Source organism: Sutcliffiella horikoshii, assembly GCF_019931755.1.
GTDB lineage: Bacteria > Bacillota > Bacilli > Bacillales > Bacillaceae_I > Sutcliffiella_A > Sutcliffiella_A horikoshii_E.
This window is the reverse complement of the sequence record NZ_CP082918.1, coordinates 2,751,284-2,766,081: the sequence shown is the minus strand read 5'-3', so window position 1 is coordinate 2,766,081 and position 14,798 is coordinate 2,751,284. Positions and strand designations below refer to the sequence as shown.

The window sequence follows — 14,798 nt, the reverse complement described above, 5'->3', positions numbered from 1 at the left end:
ATGCCGACTCCATTCTATCGCAATAGTGCCCTAATTCAGCACACATGACCGCTTATCACTTCTCAAACTCCCCAAAAACCCTTAAGATATAATTAGAACCAAAGGGAGGGAACGCAAATGTACTATGAGCAAACCTACAAAGCAAGAGAAGAACTACTTGAACTACTAAAGGGAATCTCAGAAGAACAACTGCACCAAAAGCACGAAAACCTCTGGACCGTCTCTCAAAACGTAGAGCACTTATACCTAATTGAAAACAAAATCACCAACGGCCTAAGAAAAGCGATTGAAGTGAAAAACGAAGTAGAAGAAAAAGAATTGCCACTTTCAAAAATGCTTGCCAATAGAACATATAAAGTGGAAGCGCCAGAGGACATCGTACCATCCGAACATCCCTACACGAAAGCAGAATTAGTTGAGCTGTTGGAGCAATCCAGAAACAACTTGAACACATTCATCCAAGAAGTGGACGATGAAGCACTACATAAATACGGATTCAATCATCGTTGGATCGGGGACCTTTCCGCACAACAATGGGTACAATTGATTGGATTCCATGAGCGGCGTCACATTGAGCAGATCAACCAAACATTAAACAATACCGTTCAATAACACAAAAGAGCACTTGCAGTTACTCACACCGCAAGTGCTCTTATCTATTAATTCTTTGTTCTAATTTTACCGCCCCATTGCTTGAAGCCGCCCTTAAGTTGATAAAGCTGAGTATACCCTTTACGCTTTAACATTTGAGCTGCACGACCACTGCGCATGGTGTTCTGGCAATAAATATAGACAGGTTGGTCTTGACGAACCTCTCTAATTCTCATTTTCATTTGAGAAAGAGGAATGTTTCTTGCGCCAAGGATGTGTCCGCCTTCATACTCTTTTGGTTCACGGACATCGATCAGTTGCGCTTTACGATAACCTGCGCGAAATTCTTCTTCCGTTAAGGTTGTTAGAATTTTACGTTGGTAAATGAACATGATCACTGAATAGACAATAAATGCTGCCAAAATTCCTAATGTTACGTATAAAACCAAACTAGACAACCCCTCTTTTTCTTTTTATACCAAAGTATATTATATAAAAGGTTAAGAGAAATGTCATCCTTTTCTACTATTCATCATAAAAAACTGCCAAGCTTTAACTTTGAAATCCTCGTCCACTTTTGGTAGACTAATTCATCATATAAAGATAAATGAGGTACATAATATGACGAAGGAAACTTGGAGATTTATTGATTCACAAAATCAATCTCCAGCATTTAATATGGCGCTTGATGAAAAATTATTAGAATGGCACAGTGAAGGGTTAATTCCACCGACGATCCGCTTTTACGGATGGAATCCTGCGACTCTATCTGTCGGTTATTTTCAAAAAGTAGAAAAAGAAATAAATCTGGATCGTGTAAAAGAACTAGGCTTGGGTTTTGTTAGAAGACCCACAGGCGGACGTGGAGTCTTTCATGACAAGGAACTAACATATAGTGTCATCGTTTCAGAAGAACATCCAGAAATGCCTCAAACTGTCACAGAGGCTTACCGAGTTATTTCAGAAGGCATTTTGGAAGGTTTCAAGGCACTAGGACTTGATGCATACTTTGCGATTCCAAGAACAGAAGAGGAAAAGCAAGGGTTGAAGAATCCACGTTCTTCCGTATGTTTTGATGCCCCATCATGGTATGAACTTGTAGTGGAGGGAAGAAAGGTTGCCGGCAGTGCACAGACACGCCAAAAGGGTGTAATCTTGCAGCACGGTTCCATTCTCCTAGATATTGATGAGGACTTGCTTTTTAGTCTGTTCAATTATCCAAGTGAACGAGTGAAAGAACGGATGCAGAAGAATTTCAAGAATAAAGCAGTGGCGATCAATGCCCTGCGCGAAACTCCGGTTACCATCGAAGAAGCAAAGAGAGCATTTTATGAAGGATTTGAAAAAGGATTAAACATTACGCTAGAACCACATGAGCTGACGGAAGCGGAACTGGCTGAAGTTTATGCCATAATGGAAAAGAAATATTCCACAGATGAGTGGAATTATAAAAGATAACGAGGATGTAAATTCTCGTTATCTTTTTGTTTTGCACTACATGTAGTAGGGTAGTGTAAAGAGTCGACTAGATATGTAAAAGTCAAGAATCGGAAATAAAAAAATTTTTTTCGTCAAAAAGGAAGGATTTTCTTAAAACGTTGGTATAATAGGCTCGCTATATTTCGTAAAAATGCGCAAGCGACAAAAAAAGTCATTCTGCCTTGAAAATAGATTATAATCTTCGTTTCTCTTGATATTCCTCCTTAATTTGACGCTTTTACAATTTGACAAATTTAGATTCATTCTGCAGAAAATCAATATATAGTAGTGTCGAAAATATTTCATATACTATATGTTGATACTTTGGTGTGAGATATGTTACCTTATCTGTACAAACAAATTTTACAGAAGTAATTTTTGGTAGAACTACTAGTTTTAGAGGAGTTGTAATAATGACGATCGCAATTAATGAATCCAAATTGAAAATCAATGTAGAACGCTTGAACAAGGACATCGGCTTGTTTCCTCAAGTACACCCCATCACAGAGGACATGACCACCACACATAAAGGTGTTTCCCGCCTGGTCATGCTTGATCGTTACGCATTCAAAGATACAGAGAAAGTAACCCTTACAGCTGGAGATTTTGTTGTATTAACGATAAAAGAAGATCCTAAATTCCCTGCAAGAGGTCTTGGTTTTATACAAGATATAGACTGGTCTACCAAGAAGGCTTCTGTACTAATTGAAGAAGAGTATCGTGGAGTTTTGACAAAGCAAGGTGAAGCCGAAACGGGCGTTGTCGTTCGTTCCCTGGATGTTATTGAGAAGCCTCTAGAAGTCTTCTACGAGCAAATTGCCAAACGTAACGCAAAAGGCTTGGCAGCAGTAGAAACGACAGAAGAGAAGCGCCAGGAATGGTTTGAAAAGTTCTATCATGAATTGGTAAACATGAATTTCGTACCGGCAGGACGCGTGTTGTATGGAGCTGGGGCAGACACAGATGTAACCTACTTCAACTGTTATGTGATGCCTTTTGTACAAGATTCCCGTGAAGGAATTTCGGAACACCGTAAGCAAGTGATGGAAATCATGAGCCGCGGAGGCGGAGTTGGTACAAACGGATCAACACTTCGTCCACGAAACGCGCTTGCAAGAGGGGTTAACGGTAAATCCTCTGGAAGTGTCTCCTGGTTGGATGACATTGCAAAATTGACGCATCTTGTGGAACAAGGTGGATCAAGACGTGGAGCTCAAATGATTATGCTAGCAGACTGGCATCCTGATATCGTAGAATTCATCATCTCCAAAATGCAAAACCCTAGAATTCTGCGCTACCTCATTGAAAATACAAATGACGAAAGCATCAAAAAAGCGGCAGAGGATAAGCTGAAGTTTACACCATTAACAGATCAAGAAATCACGATGTACCAATCTGTTACAAACTTCAAACACATCCCTGGATACGGCGGATTTACAGAAGCCATCATCAAGGATGCAGAGCAGAAATTGAAAGTAGGCGGAACTTACACAGTTCATAATTCAGAGTTCCTAACAGGAGCCAACATCTCTATTACTCTAACGAAAGAGTTTATGGAAGCTGTTGAAAACGACGCAGACTTTGATCTTCGTTTCCCTGATGTGGAAGCATACGATAAAGATGAAATGGCCATCTATAATGAACAATGGTCAGAAGTTGGAGACGTGCGAGAGTGGGAGAAACTTGGTCACAAGGTAAGAGTGTACAGAAAAATTAAGGCAAAAGAACTTTGGAACCTAGTCAATATCTGTGCAACATACTCAGCCGAGCCTGGAATCTTCTTCATCGACAATGCCAACGATATGACAAATGCCAAAGCATACGGACAAAAGGTTGTAGCAACCAACCCATGTGGGGAACAACCCCTCGCACCATTCTCTGTCTGTAACTTAGCAGCCGTTAACTTGGCTCAATTTGCAGACAAGGAAACGAAAACAGTAAACTTTGAAAAACTAAAACAAACAGTAGAAGTTGGCGTTAGAATGCAAGATAACGTTATCGATGCGACGCCTTACTTCTTAGAAGAAAATAAAAAACAAGCACTAGGAGAGCGCCGTGTTGGTTTAGGTGTTATGGGCCTTCACGACCTACTAATCTATTGTGAAACAGAATACGGCTCTGCAAAAGGAAATGAGCTTGTAGATAAAGTATTTGAAACGATTGCGGTTACTGCATATCGTGCATCTGTGGAACTTGGAAAAGAAAAAGGAAGCTTCCCGTTCTTAGAAGGTGCAACAGAAGAGGAAACGAATCGCCTTCGTGAAGCATTCACGAAAACAGGCTTCATGAGCAAAATGCCGGAAGATATTAAAGAAGGCATTATGACGTCAGGTCTCCGTAACTCTCACCTGTTAACAGTAGCTCCAACTGGATCTACAGGAACAATGGTAGGGGTATCAACTGGACTTGAGCCTTACTTCTCCTTCTCCTACTTCCGCAGTGGACGTCTAGGGAAGTTCATTGAAGTAAAAGCAGACATCGTACAAGAGTACTTGGATGCTAACCCAGAAGCTAATGCAGAGAACCTTCCAAACTGGTTCATCTCCGCAATGGAACTTGCTCCTGAAGCACATGCAGATGTTCAATGCATCATCCAAAACTGGATTGACAGCTCCATTTCCAAAACGGTAAACGCACCGAAAGGATATACAGTTGATCAAGTGAAAAAAGTGTACGAACGCCTTTACAAAGGTGGAGCAAAAGGCGGAACCGTTTATGTAGACGGTAGTCGAGACTCCCAGGTACTAACGTTAAAAGCAGAAGAGAACACGATGGATGAAGGCGAACAGATTCAAATGGAAGATGTGGTAAAAAAGCCGGTAGTCCTCGTTGAAACAATCAACGATTTACGCTCTACCAATGTTCAATACGGATCAGAAGTAGGGAACACCTGCCCAGTATGCCGAATCGGTACGGTTAAAGAGATTGGCGGCTGCAACACTTGCACCGATTGCGGTGCGCAGTTGAAGTGCGGATTATAATGTAAATGTAACGAGTATGGAATATTAGTTTATTCCATACTCGTTTAGTTTGTCTCGGTGTATATTAGGAGAGAAAGCCTCTCTACGCCCGAAATGATTCCGGAAAGGTCAAAACGGTAAGAGAGAAAGCCTCTCTACGCCCGAAATGATTCCGGAAAGGTCAAAACGGTAAGAGAGAAGGCCTCTCTACGCCCGAAACGACTAAGGAAATTCCAAAATGGTAAGAGAGAAGGCCTCACTACGCCCGAAACGACTCAGGAAAAGCAAAAACGGTAAGAGAGAAGGCCTCTCTATGCCCGAAACGACTAAGGAAATTCAAAAATGGTAAGAGAGAATTCCCCTCTACGCCCAAAACCCCTCAGGAGAAATCAAAACGGTAACAGAGACCACTTCTCACAATCCATAACCACTCCCATAACCAAGAACCCTTTATATAAAAAGTCAAATTGGCATATTTTATCAAATTATGGTCATCATAAAAATACCTTTATGAACCTGGAGATGACCCATGCAGAACGTTACGAAAATCCTAATCCCAAGACAGCTGTTCATGATGCTGATATTATCAACTGGGTTACTCAACCACGTTATCCTGATTCCGAATCTATTAAATGCTGCAGGCAGGGACAGCTGGTTAGGTGTGCTTATAGCTTACCCAATCGCCCTCTTCTTTTTATGGTTAGTTTATTTTATAACGAAAAACTGCTCTGATAAGGGATTTTTCTCAATGGTTGAAAAGCGATTTGGAAAAGTTGTATCTGCAATCATTTCACTGCCGGTCGTTCTTTATTTATTTTTGAGTGCTTACGTCACCTTTAGAGATTTAATGATTTGGCTTAATGCTTACTTTCTAGCTGATGCTTCGGTTACGATGATTAATTTCATTATGATATTAGTCTGCTGTGTAGTGACACTTGGTGGAATAAAATATATGGCTATTTCTAGCGGTTTTTTGCTTCCATTAGTGATGATTTTTGGCATTTTCATCGCCATTACCAATACTTCCATTAAAGACCCAAGCTTGTTGTTTCCGTTGTTTAGTGAAGGATACACACCTGTGATAGAAGCGATTATTTATTCTCTTTCAGGACTTCTTGAAATCTACCTTATCGTTTTATTGCAACCTTATTCACAATCTCCAATTAAATTCAGGCATCTTTTCATTTTACTCACCTTACTAATGGGATTAATCCTTGGTCCATTGACTGCTGCAATTATGGAGTTTGGCCCTGTTGAATCGGCAAATTTCCGCTATCCTGCCTATGAACAATGGCGGGTCTTGAACATAGGTGATTATATTTCACACATGGATTTTTTTGCCCTCTATCAATGGCTTAGTGGGGCAATTATAAGAATAGGCTTATTTATTTATCTGGCAGCTGCTTTCTTTACCAAAAAGAAAAAGCATTATAAGTTAAATACTATTTTAGTTATAGGAATTTACCTTATTTTCTTCGGTGTGATGTGGATGGAAATCGAGACTTTTTATTTCTATGAGTTTATCTATCGTTATTTTTTACCAGCATGTATGGCATTTTTTCTTTTCCAAATACTAATATCAGCCTTACTGATACTAGTTATGAGGAAAAGAGAGGATTCACATGGAAAACAAAACACACCTGGATTGTAAGGAAAATATCTGTGAGAAAGTGGAACAAATTAAAACTTTATTCAGTCAAAGCCAGGATTTTGTTTACAAAGAACATAAAAACGACGGCGAATTATTTGAATTACTATACATAGACAGCCTTATTAACTTACAATATTTGGATCAATATATTTTACCTAAGCTTAGCGAATGTAAGGATGTCTCCATCAAGTCACACTTGTAGGCATTGTTTCAGATAGAAGAGGTCACCTCCAAATCGATGGAAGATGTGGCTTCTTTGCTTTTTGAAGGAAATGTAATTTTCAATGCAGAGGATAGTTTACTAAGTCTTAAGGCTGGTGAGTTTCCAAAGCGTCAACCAGAAGAATCAGCATTAGAAACTTCAATCAGAGGACCCAAAGACGGGTTTGTAGAGGACATTAAAACAAATGTTTCGTTGATAAGAAGGAGACTCAATACCCCGTCATTATGCATGGAGAAATTTACGATAGGGAAAAGGAGCAAGACAAAAGTAGTATTGATGTATCTTGATGATGTTATTGATAAGAAGGTTCTTCATGAAATAAGAACTAGACTAAATGGAGTTGAACTGGACATTTTAACAAGTGCTTATGAATTGGAATCTTCTGTTCGTGATCGTCCTTACTCCGTCTTTCCGACGATGGACTTTTCGGGAAGGCCTGACTTTGTTGTACAAGTCTTGAATCAAGGGAGATTTGCATTATTAGTGGACGGAAACCCGACTGTTTCGTTTGCACCGGTAAATTTGTTATTGCAAACAAAATCTCCAGAAGATACCTATATAAGTTATGCTTTTGTTTCGATTGAGCGGTTAATAAGAATGTTTGGGATTATGGTTTCGGGTTTTTTGCCTGGTATTTGGATTGCTTTTTCCGCTTTTAATATTGAGCAAATACCATATTTACTTGTTGCTACCATATCGGTTTCACGTTTTGGGTTGCCATTGTCTGCTCCCATTGAAATGTTTATCATCTTATTCCTGTTTGAATTATTTAATGAAGCAGGAGTACGCCTTCCACGAGCCATTGGTCAGACGGTAGCGGTACTTGGAGGTTTAATTGTCGGAGATGCCGCTATTAGAGCAGGTTTGACATCCCCAACCATGTTGGTGGTTGCTGCTACCACATATATTGCTTCCTTTACATTAGTGAACCAGTCTTTAAGTTCAGCCATTACCATCATTCGATTTGGTGTTATTTTGATAAGTACATTTTTTGGGTTATTTGGAGTGATCTTAAGCTTTATATTGACTGTTTTCTATTTTTCCACCTTAAATTCATTTGGGGCACCATACTTTGGATCGTTGGCACCTATTAGCATGACAGAGATCGTGAAATCCTTTTTAAAGGCACCGGTCCAATTCTACAAATCAAGAACTGCCTCAACTAGTCCTGATGATGCAACAAGGGGGGATCATAATTGAACTGTAAAGGAGCAATCTCCATTTTGTTGTGTATATTTTTGCTAACGGGGTGTGGGGGCATAAAAAATATCCAAGATCTAACTTACATTGTGGCAATTGGAATGGACTATGATGAAGTGGAAGAGGAGTATATCGTGTATCTTCAAGGGCTGAACTTTGCAAATGTGGCAAAGCAAGAAGGAGGGAAGCCTGTTGAAAAAATTCCTAGCTTTGTTGGAACGGCAAGAGGTAAAACGTTAAATCTTGCTGTTAGTGAGTTATATAGTAAGTCCGATCCTCCTATCTATTTCGGTCATGTGAAAACACTCGTTCTTAGTCAACGATTAATAAATAGCAAATCAAAGGAAGTTTTAGAGGAGGTTGCCAGAAACAGATCACTTAGACATAGATTGAGGATTGTAACGACAGAAGAGAGTATTGAAGAAATTTTTAACATAAAAGCACTTTTCAATTATCCCGCAGTTTATACAGTTCTTTTTAAAGATAAGGCAAATGGGTTGGCACAGGATGAGTTGCAACCAACCTCACTTTTACTTTTCTTAAGGTCCTATTATGAACCAATGGGAGTGGCGAAAATACCTACTGTAACCATCGATACAAGCTCATGGGTATCAGAAAAGGAATTTCCTGTTCTTTTTTATGATGGATACTCAGTTTTTCAACAGCAATCGTTTGTTAAAAATATTCCTTTGGAAGATGCCGTACTTCTCGATTGGATGGTGGAAAAGAATATAGCTTTAAATCGACCTGTTAAAGATAAGGAAGAATTAATCGCGGCAGTAAAGCTATCCAGTCCGAAAATGAAGATTACTTACGAAAAAGATAAATCCGAACCCGTCTTCTCCCTAGAAATTTCTGCCCGAGCCGATTTGCTGGAAAAATTAAGGGATATATCTGCAGACGAGCTAAAAACACTATTGGAAGAAGATTTAAAAAAGCAAATCATACATCTCTATGAAAAAGGGGTAGATAGCAAACTTGATTTATTAAATGCAGGAGAGAAATGGTACCGAAAAGATCGAGAGGCTTTTAAGGAATTAGAAGACTCCAAACATTTTTATCTCAAAAAAGATTCCTTAAAAAAAGTCAAAGTCGATATTCAAATCTTCCATTTTAATAGCTATGAATACGAAAAGAATTAAATGTTTTGTTCCTCTTTTAGTGTAACAAAACCCTAACTTGTCATCCCTAATGAGTTAGGGTATCATTTTATATGACGGCTTAGAACGTGGATTGGAAACGGAGGGATATTATGCCTACCCCAAGTATGGAAGATTACATAGAACAGATTTACATGTTGATTGAAGATAAAGGATATGCACGGGTATCAGACATTGCCGAAGCATTGGCGGTACATCCCTCTTCTGTAACTAAAATGGTCCAGAAACTTGATAAGGACCAGTACTTAATCTATGAAAAATATCGCGGCCTAGTCCTTACTTCTAAAGGAAAGAAAATCGGCAAGCGATTAGTATATCGACATGAATTACTCGAGCAGTTTTTGCGTGTGATAGGTGTAGATGAGGAAAATATTTATGAAGATGTGGAAGGTATTGAACATCACTTGAGTTGGAATGCTATCGATCGCATTGGTGATCTTGTTCAATATTTTGAAGAAGAAAAAGAAAGAGTGGAAGCATTACAAACCATTCAAAAGCAGAATGAAGATAATCAGTAAAGAGATAGACCTTGCCATTTGGCGATGAGGTCTGTCTCTTTTTTTGCTCTCAACAAGGAAAACGGTATATTTCCCCTTCTTCCTTATTAAAGATGTAAAAGGAAGTTATCCGGTTCAATGTGATGGAGGGGTTCCATTGAAGATAGATGGTGTATTTTCGGGAGGCGGAATTAAAGGATTTGCGCTTATCGGAGCGCTGCAAGCTGTGGAGGAAAGGGGATTAAAGTTCCAACGGCTGGCAGGGACAAGTGCGGGCTCTATTGTAGCTGCGTTTACAGCGGCAGGATACACGGCAAATGAAATCCGTAACATGCTTGATGAGACAGATATCATGAATTTTTTGGACCAGAGGAGAACAATGCTGCCATCACCCATTACCAAATGGCTGCTTTTATATTGGAGACTTGGTTTGTATAAGGGAGACGTGTTGGAGAAGTGGCTAGAAAAGAAACTTGCTGAAAAGGGGATAAGGACATTTGGAGATCTTCCTAAGGACCATCTTAGAATCATTGCCTCCGATCTAACAAGTGGAACCATTGCCATCCTTCCTGATGACCTTCCCAAATATAATATGGATTCGAAGAAATTTTCGGTTGCCAAGGCGGTCCGGATGAGCTGCAGCATTCCGTATTTTTTTGAACCTGTCAAAATCAAGGGGAAGGGAGTGACCTTCCTATTTGTGGACGGCGGGGTATTGAGCAACTTTCCTATTTGGTTATTTGATAATGATCGTATTCCAAAAGTGCGCCCTGTTCTTGGTATCCAATTAAGTGCAAAGCAAGAGGATCGGCCGGTCAACAAGATCAATAATGCCATCACGATGTTTGGTGCGTTGTTTGAAACGATGAAGGATGCCCATGATGCCAAACATATCTCAAGCCGTCATGAGAAGGATGTTATCTTTATCCCGATGGATCATATTGCTGTGACGGAATTTGCGTTAACAGAGGAGAGGAAGAGGGGACTAGTGGAAATTGGGAGAAAAAGAGCAGAGGCATTTCTGATGAAGTGGTGTTACTAAAATAGAAAAACCGAGCTTCCTTATTTAAAAGAAAGCACGGTTTTTCTTTTTGCCCTTTTTCCCTTCAATGACGGTCAAATGGGATGGGGCTTTGCGTTTTGGTACCGCCGGTTTTGACGGCTTAGAGCTTGCGCGGTCTCTGCTGGTAATAGGACTGATGGTTGGTTTTGCGTTTCCTGTAGCTGCGTATTTCTTTTTAGACTGTTTCACAGCTTTACTATACCGGGCATCCGTTTTTGCTCCGATTTTCCCTTGGATAAAATAGCGGAAAATCAGATAAAATACGGTTGCGCCCCCTACAATTAATAGTAGACTCGTAAATAACCCTCCAGGATTAGTAAATAATTGAATGATCAAATAAAAAGCTGCTAAGGAAACGAGTGCATAAAAAATTAGTTTTCGATAGCTTCTTTTCATCTTCGCCACCTCCCAGGTAACCAGTATGCTTGTTTTCGATGGTTACCACCACTGATTGTTTTAATAGTATATTTTCTAGGATAAGGCTTGTTGCGGATTTTTATACTATTTCTTCGGTAATCTTTTTCTCTGAATCTTGTTCTAGCTCCAATAGTCTGTTGAAGGAAAGGATAGCGACCTCTACTTGGTCGTCCGTTGGTTCCTTCGTGGTTAGCAGTTGCAACCATAGGCCGGGATACCCTAAAACTTTTAAAACAGGAATATCGCGGACTTTGTTCGTAAGCTGTAATACTTCAAAAGAGATACCTAAAACAACAGGAATGAGTGCTAAACGGTTCAGTACACGCACCCATAAAGGATCTGTCGGTACAAGAAGGTATACAAAGAAGCCTACAACAACTGTGAACAGGATAAAACTGCTGCCACATCTATAATGCAATCTCGATTGAGCTTGAATATTGCTTACAGTTAATTCTTTCCCGTTTTCATAAGCGTTAATCACTTTATGTTCCGCACCATGATATTGAAATACCCTTTTAATGATCGGGGTAAAAGAGATGAAATATATGTATGCCAACAAAAGCATCAATTTAAAAACAGTTTCTACTAAAACTTGAGCAAAATCACTCGGGAAAATGGGCTTTGTGAGTTCTGCCAAAAAAACAGGCACTAGCGTAAAGATGAATTTCCCGAAAATAAAGGATAAAACCCCAACTGCTGCTACACTAAGAATCATTTCAAGCTTGGAAGGCTCTTTTTTGTTATAGATCTCTTCCTCATCTTGACTAGGATCTACATCGTATCTCTCTGTGGAAAAATTTAAGTGCTTAGATCCATTCCCGGCTGCTTCCACTATAGCAACAATTCCTCGAATAAAAGGAATCTTCTTTAAAGACTGTAATGTCGGATTTACTTTTCTTGGTACATGAAGATATTCAATGGAGTCATCTTTTCTGCGGATTGCTGTAACATAATGGCGTTTTCCGCCAAACATCACACCTTCTACCACAGCCTGCCCACCATAAACAGGTTTCGAATCTTTTGACATAAATAGCACCAACCTAACTTTTCTAAGAAGAAAAAATTTCTATTACTTAATATTCTACCCGAATCTTCAAAAAACCTCTACTCCCTGAGATTCTTTGTTTTAAAAAGTTGGTTAGTTTTGTATGGTTCTGTCGTTCTTATGGAAAGATATGTGTAAAGATGCAGAAGAAAGGAAGCCAAATGATGAGTGACAAAAAGAAATTGGAGCAGGACCAAAGAGAACAACCGATGGGGTTTATGACTAAAGTTATCGTTACCGGGTTTGTCGGTGGGGTGCTATGGAGTTTAATCGGATATTTCGCCTACATCTTCAGCTTCACTGAAATCAGCCCGAATGTTGTGCTTCAGCCATGGGCGCTTGGAGATTGGAAAAAAGGATGGCTGGGTCATATTATTAGTATCATCTTACTTGGTTTGTTTGGCATAGGCGCTGCACTCATATATGCAGCCATATTAAAGAAGTTTCAACAGTTCTGGATAGGGATTGTTTACGGAATTGCCCTGTGGGGTCTTGTTTTCTTTTTATTGAATCCAATGTTTCCTTCCATAAAAACTGTCGGCGAACTAACCCTTGATACAAATGTGACAAATGTATGCTTATACATATTGTTCGGCGTTTTTGTGGGCTATTCCATATCCTTTGAGCACAATGAAATGCAACACCAGAATCAGCACAAAAAACAACAAACACAATCCTCATCGAATGAGTAGTAGGGAATAGCAGAATGTGATAGAATGTTCAGTAATTGGACATTCTTTTTCTTATTGAATTGGAGTGTTTTCCTTGTCGATTGTAGTGCAAGGTGTGAGACTCCTGCGGGAGGAAGGGACAGGGAAGACCCCACAGGCGCAAGCCGAGGAGGCTTCCGGACCGCCCGCGGAAAGCGAGCACCTGTAACGGAAATTGACAAGAGTAAAAAAAGAGGAGATCGCAGAATGCGCTTACTTGTTCTCAACGGCCCTAACCTAAACCGATTAGGACTTAGGGAACCCGCAGTATACGGCAGTCAAACATTGCAGGACCTAGAAGCGCAACTTCAAGCATTCGCAGGCAAAAATTCGTGTGAACTAACTTGTTTCCAAAGCAACCACGAAGGAGAGCTTATCGATAAGCTTCACGATGCGGAAGGCAGTTTTGACGGGATTGTCATAAACCCGGGGGCCTTCACCCACTACAGCTATGCGATCCGCGATGCGATTGCAAGCATAACTGTACCGGTAATGGAAGTGCACATTTCCAACATACATAAGCGGGAAGAATTCAGACATACATCCGTCACCGCACCTGTAACAATAGGCCAGATTGTAGGCCTTGGCTTTTACGGATACGAACTGGCACTACAAGCTTTATTGAATCAGAACAAGGGGGAATAGTAAGATGACAAAATTAACAAAACTTAGAGAGAGCTTTCAAGCTTCAGGTATCGATGCTTTACTAATTACAAGCGGCAAAAACCGCCAATACATCACAGGTTTCACCGGTTCAGCAGGTGTGGCAGTCGTAACAGAAGACAAAGCAGTATTCATCACGGACTTCCGTTACACCGAACAAGCTGCCAAACAGTGTGAAGGCTTTGAAATCGTCCAACACAAAGGTGGACTAGTAGATGAAATTGCAAATGTCGTAAAAGACCTCGGAGTAGCAAAGCTTGGTTTCGAGCAAGATCATGTTACTTTTTCTACTTACTTAAACTACAAAACAACGATAAAAGCAGATCTTGTCCCTGTTTCTGGCGTTATTGAAAAGTTACGCTTGATTAAGAGTGAACAAGAGATTAAGATATTAAAGGAAGCTACACAGATTGCTGACGCAGCTTTTGAACATATTCTTACATACATCAAGCCAGGTCTGACAGAATTGGATGTTTCCAATGAGTTGGAATTCTTCATGAGAAAGCAAGGCGCTGTTTCTTCATCCTTTGACATTATCGTCGCTTCTGGTTACCGCTCAGCCCTGCCTCATGGCGTCGCTTCCGATAAAGTGATTGAAAAAGGTGAGTTTGTAACACTTGATTTTGGAGCTTACTATAAAGGCTACAACTCTGATATTACAAGAACACTAGCTGTAGGTGAGCCAAGCGATGAGCTGAAAACGATCTATGATATCGTATTGGAAGCACAGTTACGAGGCATGAGAGGCATCAAGGCAGGTATTACCGGCCGTGAAGCTGATGCGCTGACTCGTGATTACATTACGGAAAAAGGATATGGAGAGTACTTCGGACATTCTACAGGTCACGGACTTGGAATGGAAGTGCATGAAGGTCCTTCTCTATCTGTGAAATCAGAAACAGTTTTAGAACCGGGAATGATTGTAACAGTAGAGCCTGGTATTTATGTTGCCGGATTAGGCGGAGTGCGTATCGAAGACGATACAATCGTTACAGAAACAGGTAACGAAACACTTTCCTTCTCTACCAAAGAACTTATTATACTGTAAAAATGTATCTAGCGTGGTGTAGACTAGAGTAAGTCACTCAAGGATACAATACGTGTAGGGCATTATTTTACATAGCTTTAGGAGGAACTAA

At 40.1% G+C, this 14,798-nt stretch carries 14 protein-coding genes; 11 read left to right on the top strand and 3 right to left on the bottom strand.

The window, feature by feature from the left end; all coding sequences use genetic code 11:
• Positions 1 to 117: 117 nt before the first annotated feature.
• On the top strand, positions 118 to 612 hold the full coding sequence (locus tag K7887_RS14270; protein ID WP_223490086.1) for a DinB family protein: 495 nt from the start codon (positions 118 to 120) through the stop codon (positions 610 to 612).
• 47 nt (positions 613 to 659) lie between these two features.
• Here K7887_RS14270 and K7887_RS14265 read toward each other — a convergent pair whose 3' ends face one another.
• Positions 660 to 983, bottom strand: a complete 324-nt coding sequence (locus K7887_RS14265) for a rhodanese-like domain-containing protein (protein WP_399209713.1) — start codon at positions 981 to 983, stop codon at positions 660 to 662.
• A 229-nt stretch (positions 984 to 1,212) separates the two neighbouring features.
• On the opposite strand from K7887_RS14265, the gene K7887_RS14260 reads away from it, so the two are divergent.
• The 7 genes from K7887_RS14260 (at position 1,213) to K7887_RS14230 (ending at position 10,803) form a co-directional block, all read left to right on the top strand.
• Complete coding sequence (locus K7887_RS14260) at positions 1,213 to 2,049, top strand: lipoate--protein ligase family protein (RefSeq protein WP_223490082.1); 837 nt, start codon at positions 1,213 to 1,215, stop codon at positions 2,047 to 2,049.
• A gap of 434 nt (positions 2,050 to 2,483) precedes the next feature.
• Positions 2,484 to 5,051 carry a vitamin B12-dependent ribonucleotide reductase gene (locus K7887_RS14255; RefSeq protein ID WP_223490080.1) on the top strand — a complete coding sequence of 856 codons (2,568 nt, stop codon included), beginning with the start codon at positions 2,484 to 2,486 and terminating at the stop codon, positions 5,049 to 5,051.
• Between the two features lie 508 nt (positions 5,052 to 5,559).
• Positions 5,560 to 6,681, top strand: a complete 1,122-nt coding sequence (locus tag K7887_RS14250) for a GerAB/ArcD/ProY family transporter (RefSeq protein WP_223490078.1) — start codon at positions 5,560 to 5,562, stop codon at positions 6,679 to 6,681.
• Between the two features lie 238 nt (positions 6,682 to 6,919).
• Entirely contained in the window at positions 6,920 to 8,104 is a 1,185-nt protein-coding gene (locus tag K7887_RS14245; protein ID WP_223490076.1) for a spore germination protein, read from the top strand.
• Positions 8,101 to 9,246 carry a Ger(x)C family spore germination protein gene (locus K7887_RS14240; RefSeq protein ID WP_223490074.1) on the top strand — a complete coding sequence of 382 codons (1,146 nt, stop codon included), beginning with the start codon at positions 8,101 to 8,103 and terminating at the stop codon, positions 9,244 to 9,246. Before K7887_RS14245 ends, K7887_RS14240 begins: the two co-directional genes overlap by 4 nt.
• A gap of 110 nt (positions 9,247 to 9,356) precedes the next feature.
• On the top strand, positions 9,357 to 9,782 hold the full coding sequence (gene mntR / locus K7887_RS14235) for a transcriptional regulator MntR (protein WP_223490072.1): 426 nt from the start codon (positions 9,357 to 9,359) through the stop codon (positions 9,780 to 9,782).
• 136 nt (positions 9,783 to 9,918) lie between these two features.
• Positions 9,919 to 10,803: a patatin-like phospholipase family protein gene (locus K7887_RS14230; protein WP_223490070.1), complete on the top strand. Its 885-nt coding sequence runs from the start codon at positions 9,919 to 9,921 to the stop codon at positions 10,801 to 10,803.
• A 24-nt stretch (positions 10,804 to 10,827) separates the two neighbouring features.
• Here K7887_RS14230 and K7887_RS14225 read toward each other — a convergent pair whose 3' ends face one another.
• Positions 10,828 to 11,220 carry an SA1362 family protein gene (locus tag K7887_RS14225; protein ID WP_223490068.1) on the bottom strand — a complete coding sequence of 131 codons (393 nt, stop codon included), beginning with the start codon at positions 11,218 to 11,220 and terminating at the stop codon, positions 10,828 to 10,830.
• Positions 11,221 to 11,320: 100 nt separating this feature from the next.
• On the bottom strand, positions 11,321 to 12,268 hold the full coding sequence (locus tag K7887_RS14220; protein ID WP_010194737.1) for a DUF1385 domain-containing protein: 948 nt from the start codon (positions 12,266 to 12,268) through the stop codon (positions 11,321 to 11,323).
• 179 nt (positions 12,269 to 12,447) lie between these two features.
• Between K7887_RS14220 and K7887_RS14215 the strand changes: the two genes are divergently transcribed.
• The 3 genes from K7887_RS14215 to K7887_RS14205 all read left to right on the top strand — a co-directional run bounded on the left by K7887_RS14215 (position 12,448) and on the right by K7887_RS14205 (position 14,707).
• A complete protein-coding gene (locus K7887_RS14215) occupies positions 12,448 to 12,978 on the top strand; it encodes a YqhR family membrane protein (protein ID WP_223490066.1) in 531 nt (176 codons plus the stop codon).
• Between the two features lie 225 nt (positions 12,979 to 13,203).
• The gene (gene aroQ / locus K7887_RS14210; protein WP_223490064.1) at positions 13,204 to 13,641 is read left to right on the top strand and encodes a type II 3-dehydroquinate dehydratase; all 438 of its coding nucleotides are present in this window, start codon (positions 13,204 to 13,206) and stop codon (positions 13,639 to 13,641) included.
• A 4-nt stretch (positions 13,642 to 13,645) separates the two neighbouring features.
• Positions 13,646 to 14,707 carry a M24 family metallopeptidase gene (locus tag K7887_RS14205; protein WP_223490062.1) on the top strand — a complete coding sequence of 354 codons (1,062 nt, stop codon included), beginning with the start codon at positions 13,646 to 13,648 and terminating at the stop codon, positions 14,705 to 14,707.
• Positions 14,708 to 14,798 lie beyond the last annotated feature (91 nt).

Coding starts and splice junctions, on each gene's coding strand:
- K7887_RS14270 (WP_223490086.1), top strand. CDS start 118: ATGTACTATGAGCAAACCTACAAAGCAAGAGAAGAACTACTTGAACTA.
- K7887_RS14265 (WP_399209713.1), bottom strand. CDS start 983: ATGTTCATTTACCAACGTAAAATTCTAACAACCTTAACGGAAGAAGAA.
- K7887_RS14260 (WP_223490082.1), top strand. CDS start 1,213: ATGACGAAGGAAACTTGGAGATTTATTGATTCACAAAATCAATCTCCA.
- K7887_RS14255 (WP_223490080.1), top strand. CDS start 2,484: ATGACGATCGCAATTAATGAATCCAAATTGAAAATCAATGTAGAACGC.
- K7887_RS14250 (WP_223490078.1), top strand. CDS start 5,560: ATGCAGAACGTTACGAAAATCCTAATCCCAAGACAGCTGTTCATGATG.
- K7887_RS14245 (WP_223490076.1), top strand. CDS start 6,920: ATGGAAGATGTGGCTTCTTTGCTTTTTGAAGGAAATGTAATTTTCAAT.
- mntR (WP_223490072.1), top strand. CDS start 9,357: ATGCCTACCCCAAGTATGGAAGATTACATAGAACAGATTTACATGTTG.
- K7887_RS14225 (WP_223490068.1), bottom strand. CDS start 11,220: ATGAAAAGAAGCTATCGAAAACTAATTTTTTATGCACTCGTTTCCTTA.
- K7887_RS14220 (WP_010194737.1), bottom strand. CDS start 12,268: ATGTCAAAAGATTCGAAACCTGTTTATGGTGGGCAGGCTGTGGTAGAA.
- K7887_RS14215 (WP_223490066.1), top strand. CDS start 12,448: ATGATGAGTGACAAAAAGAAATTGGAGCAGGACCAAAGAGAACAACCG.
- aroQ (WP_223490064.1), top strand. CDS start 13,204: ATGCGCTTACTTGTTCTCAACGGCCCTAACCTAAACCGATTAGGACTT.
- K7887_RS14205 (WP_223490062.1), top strand. CDS start 13,646: ATGACAAAATTAACAAAACTTAGAGAGAGCTTTCAAGCTTCAGGTATC.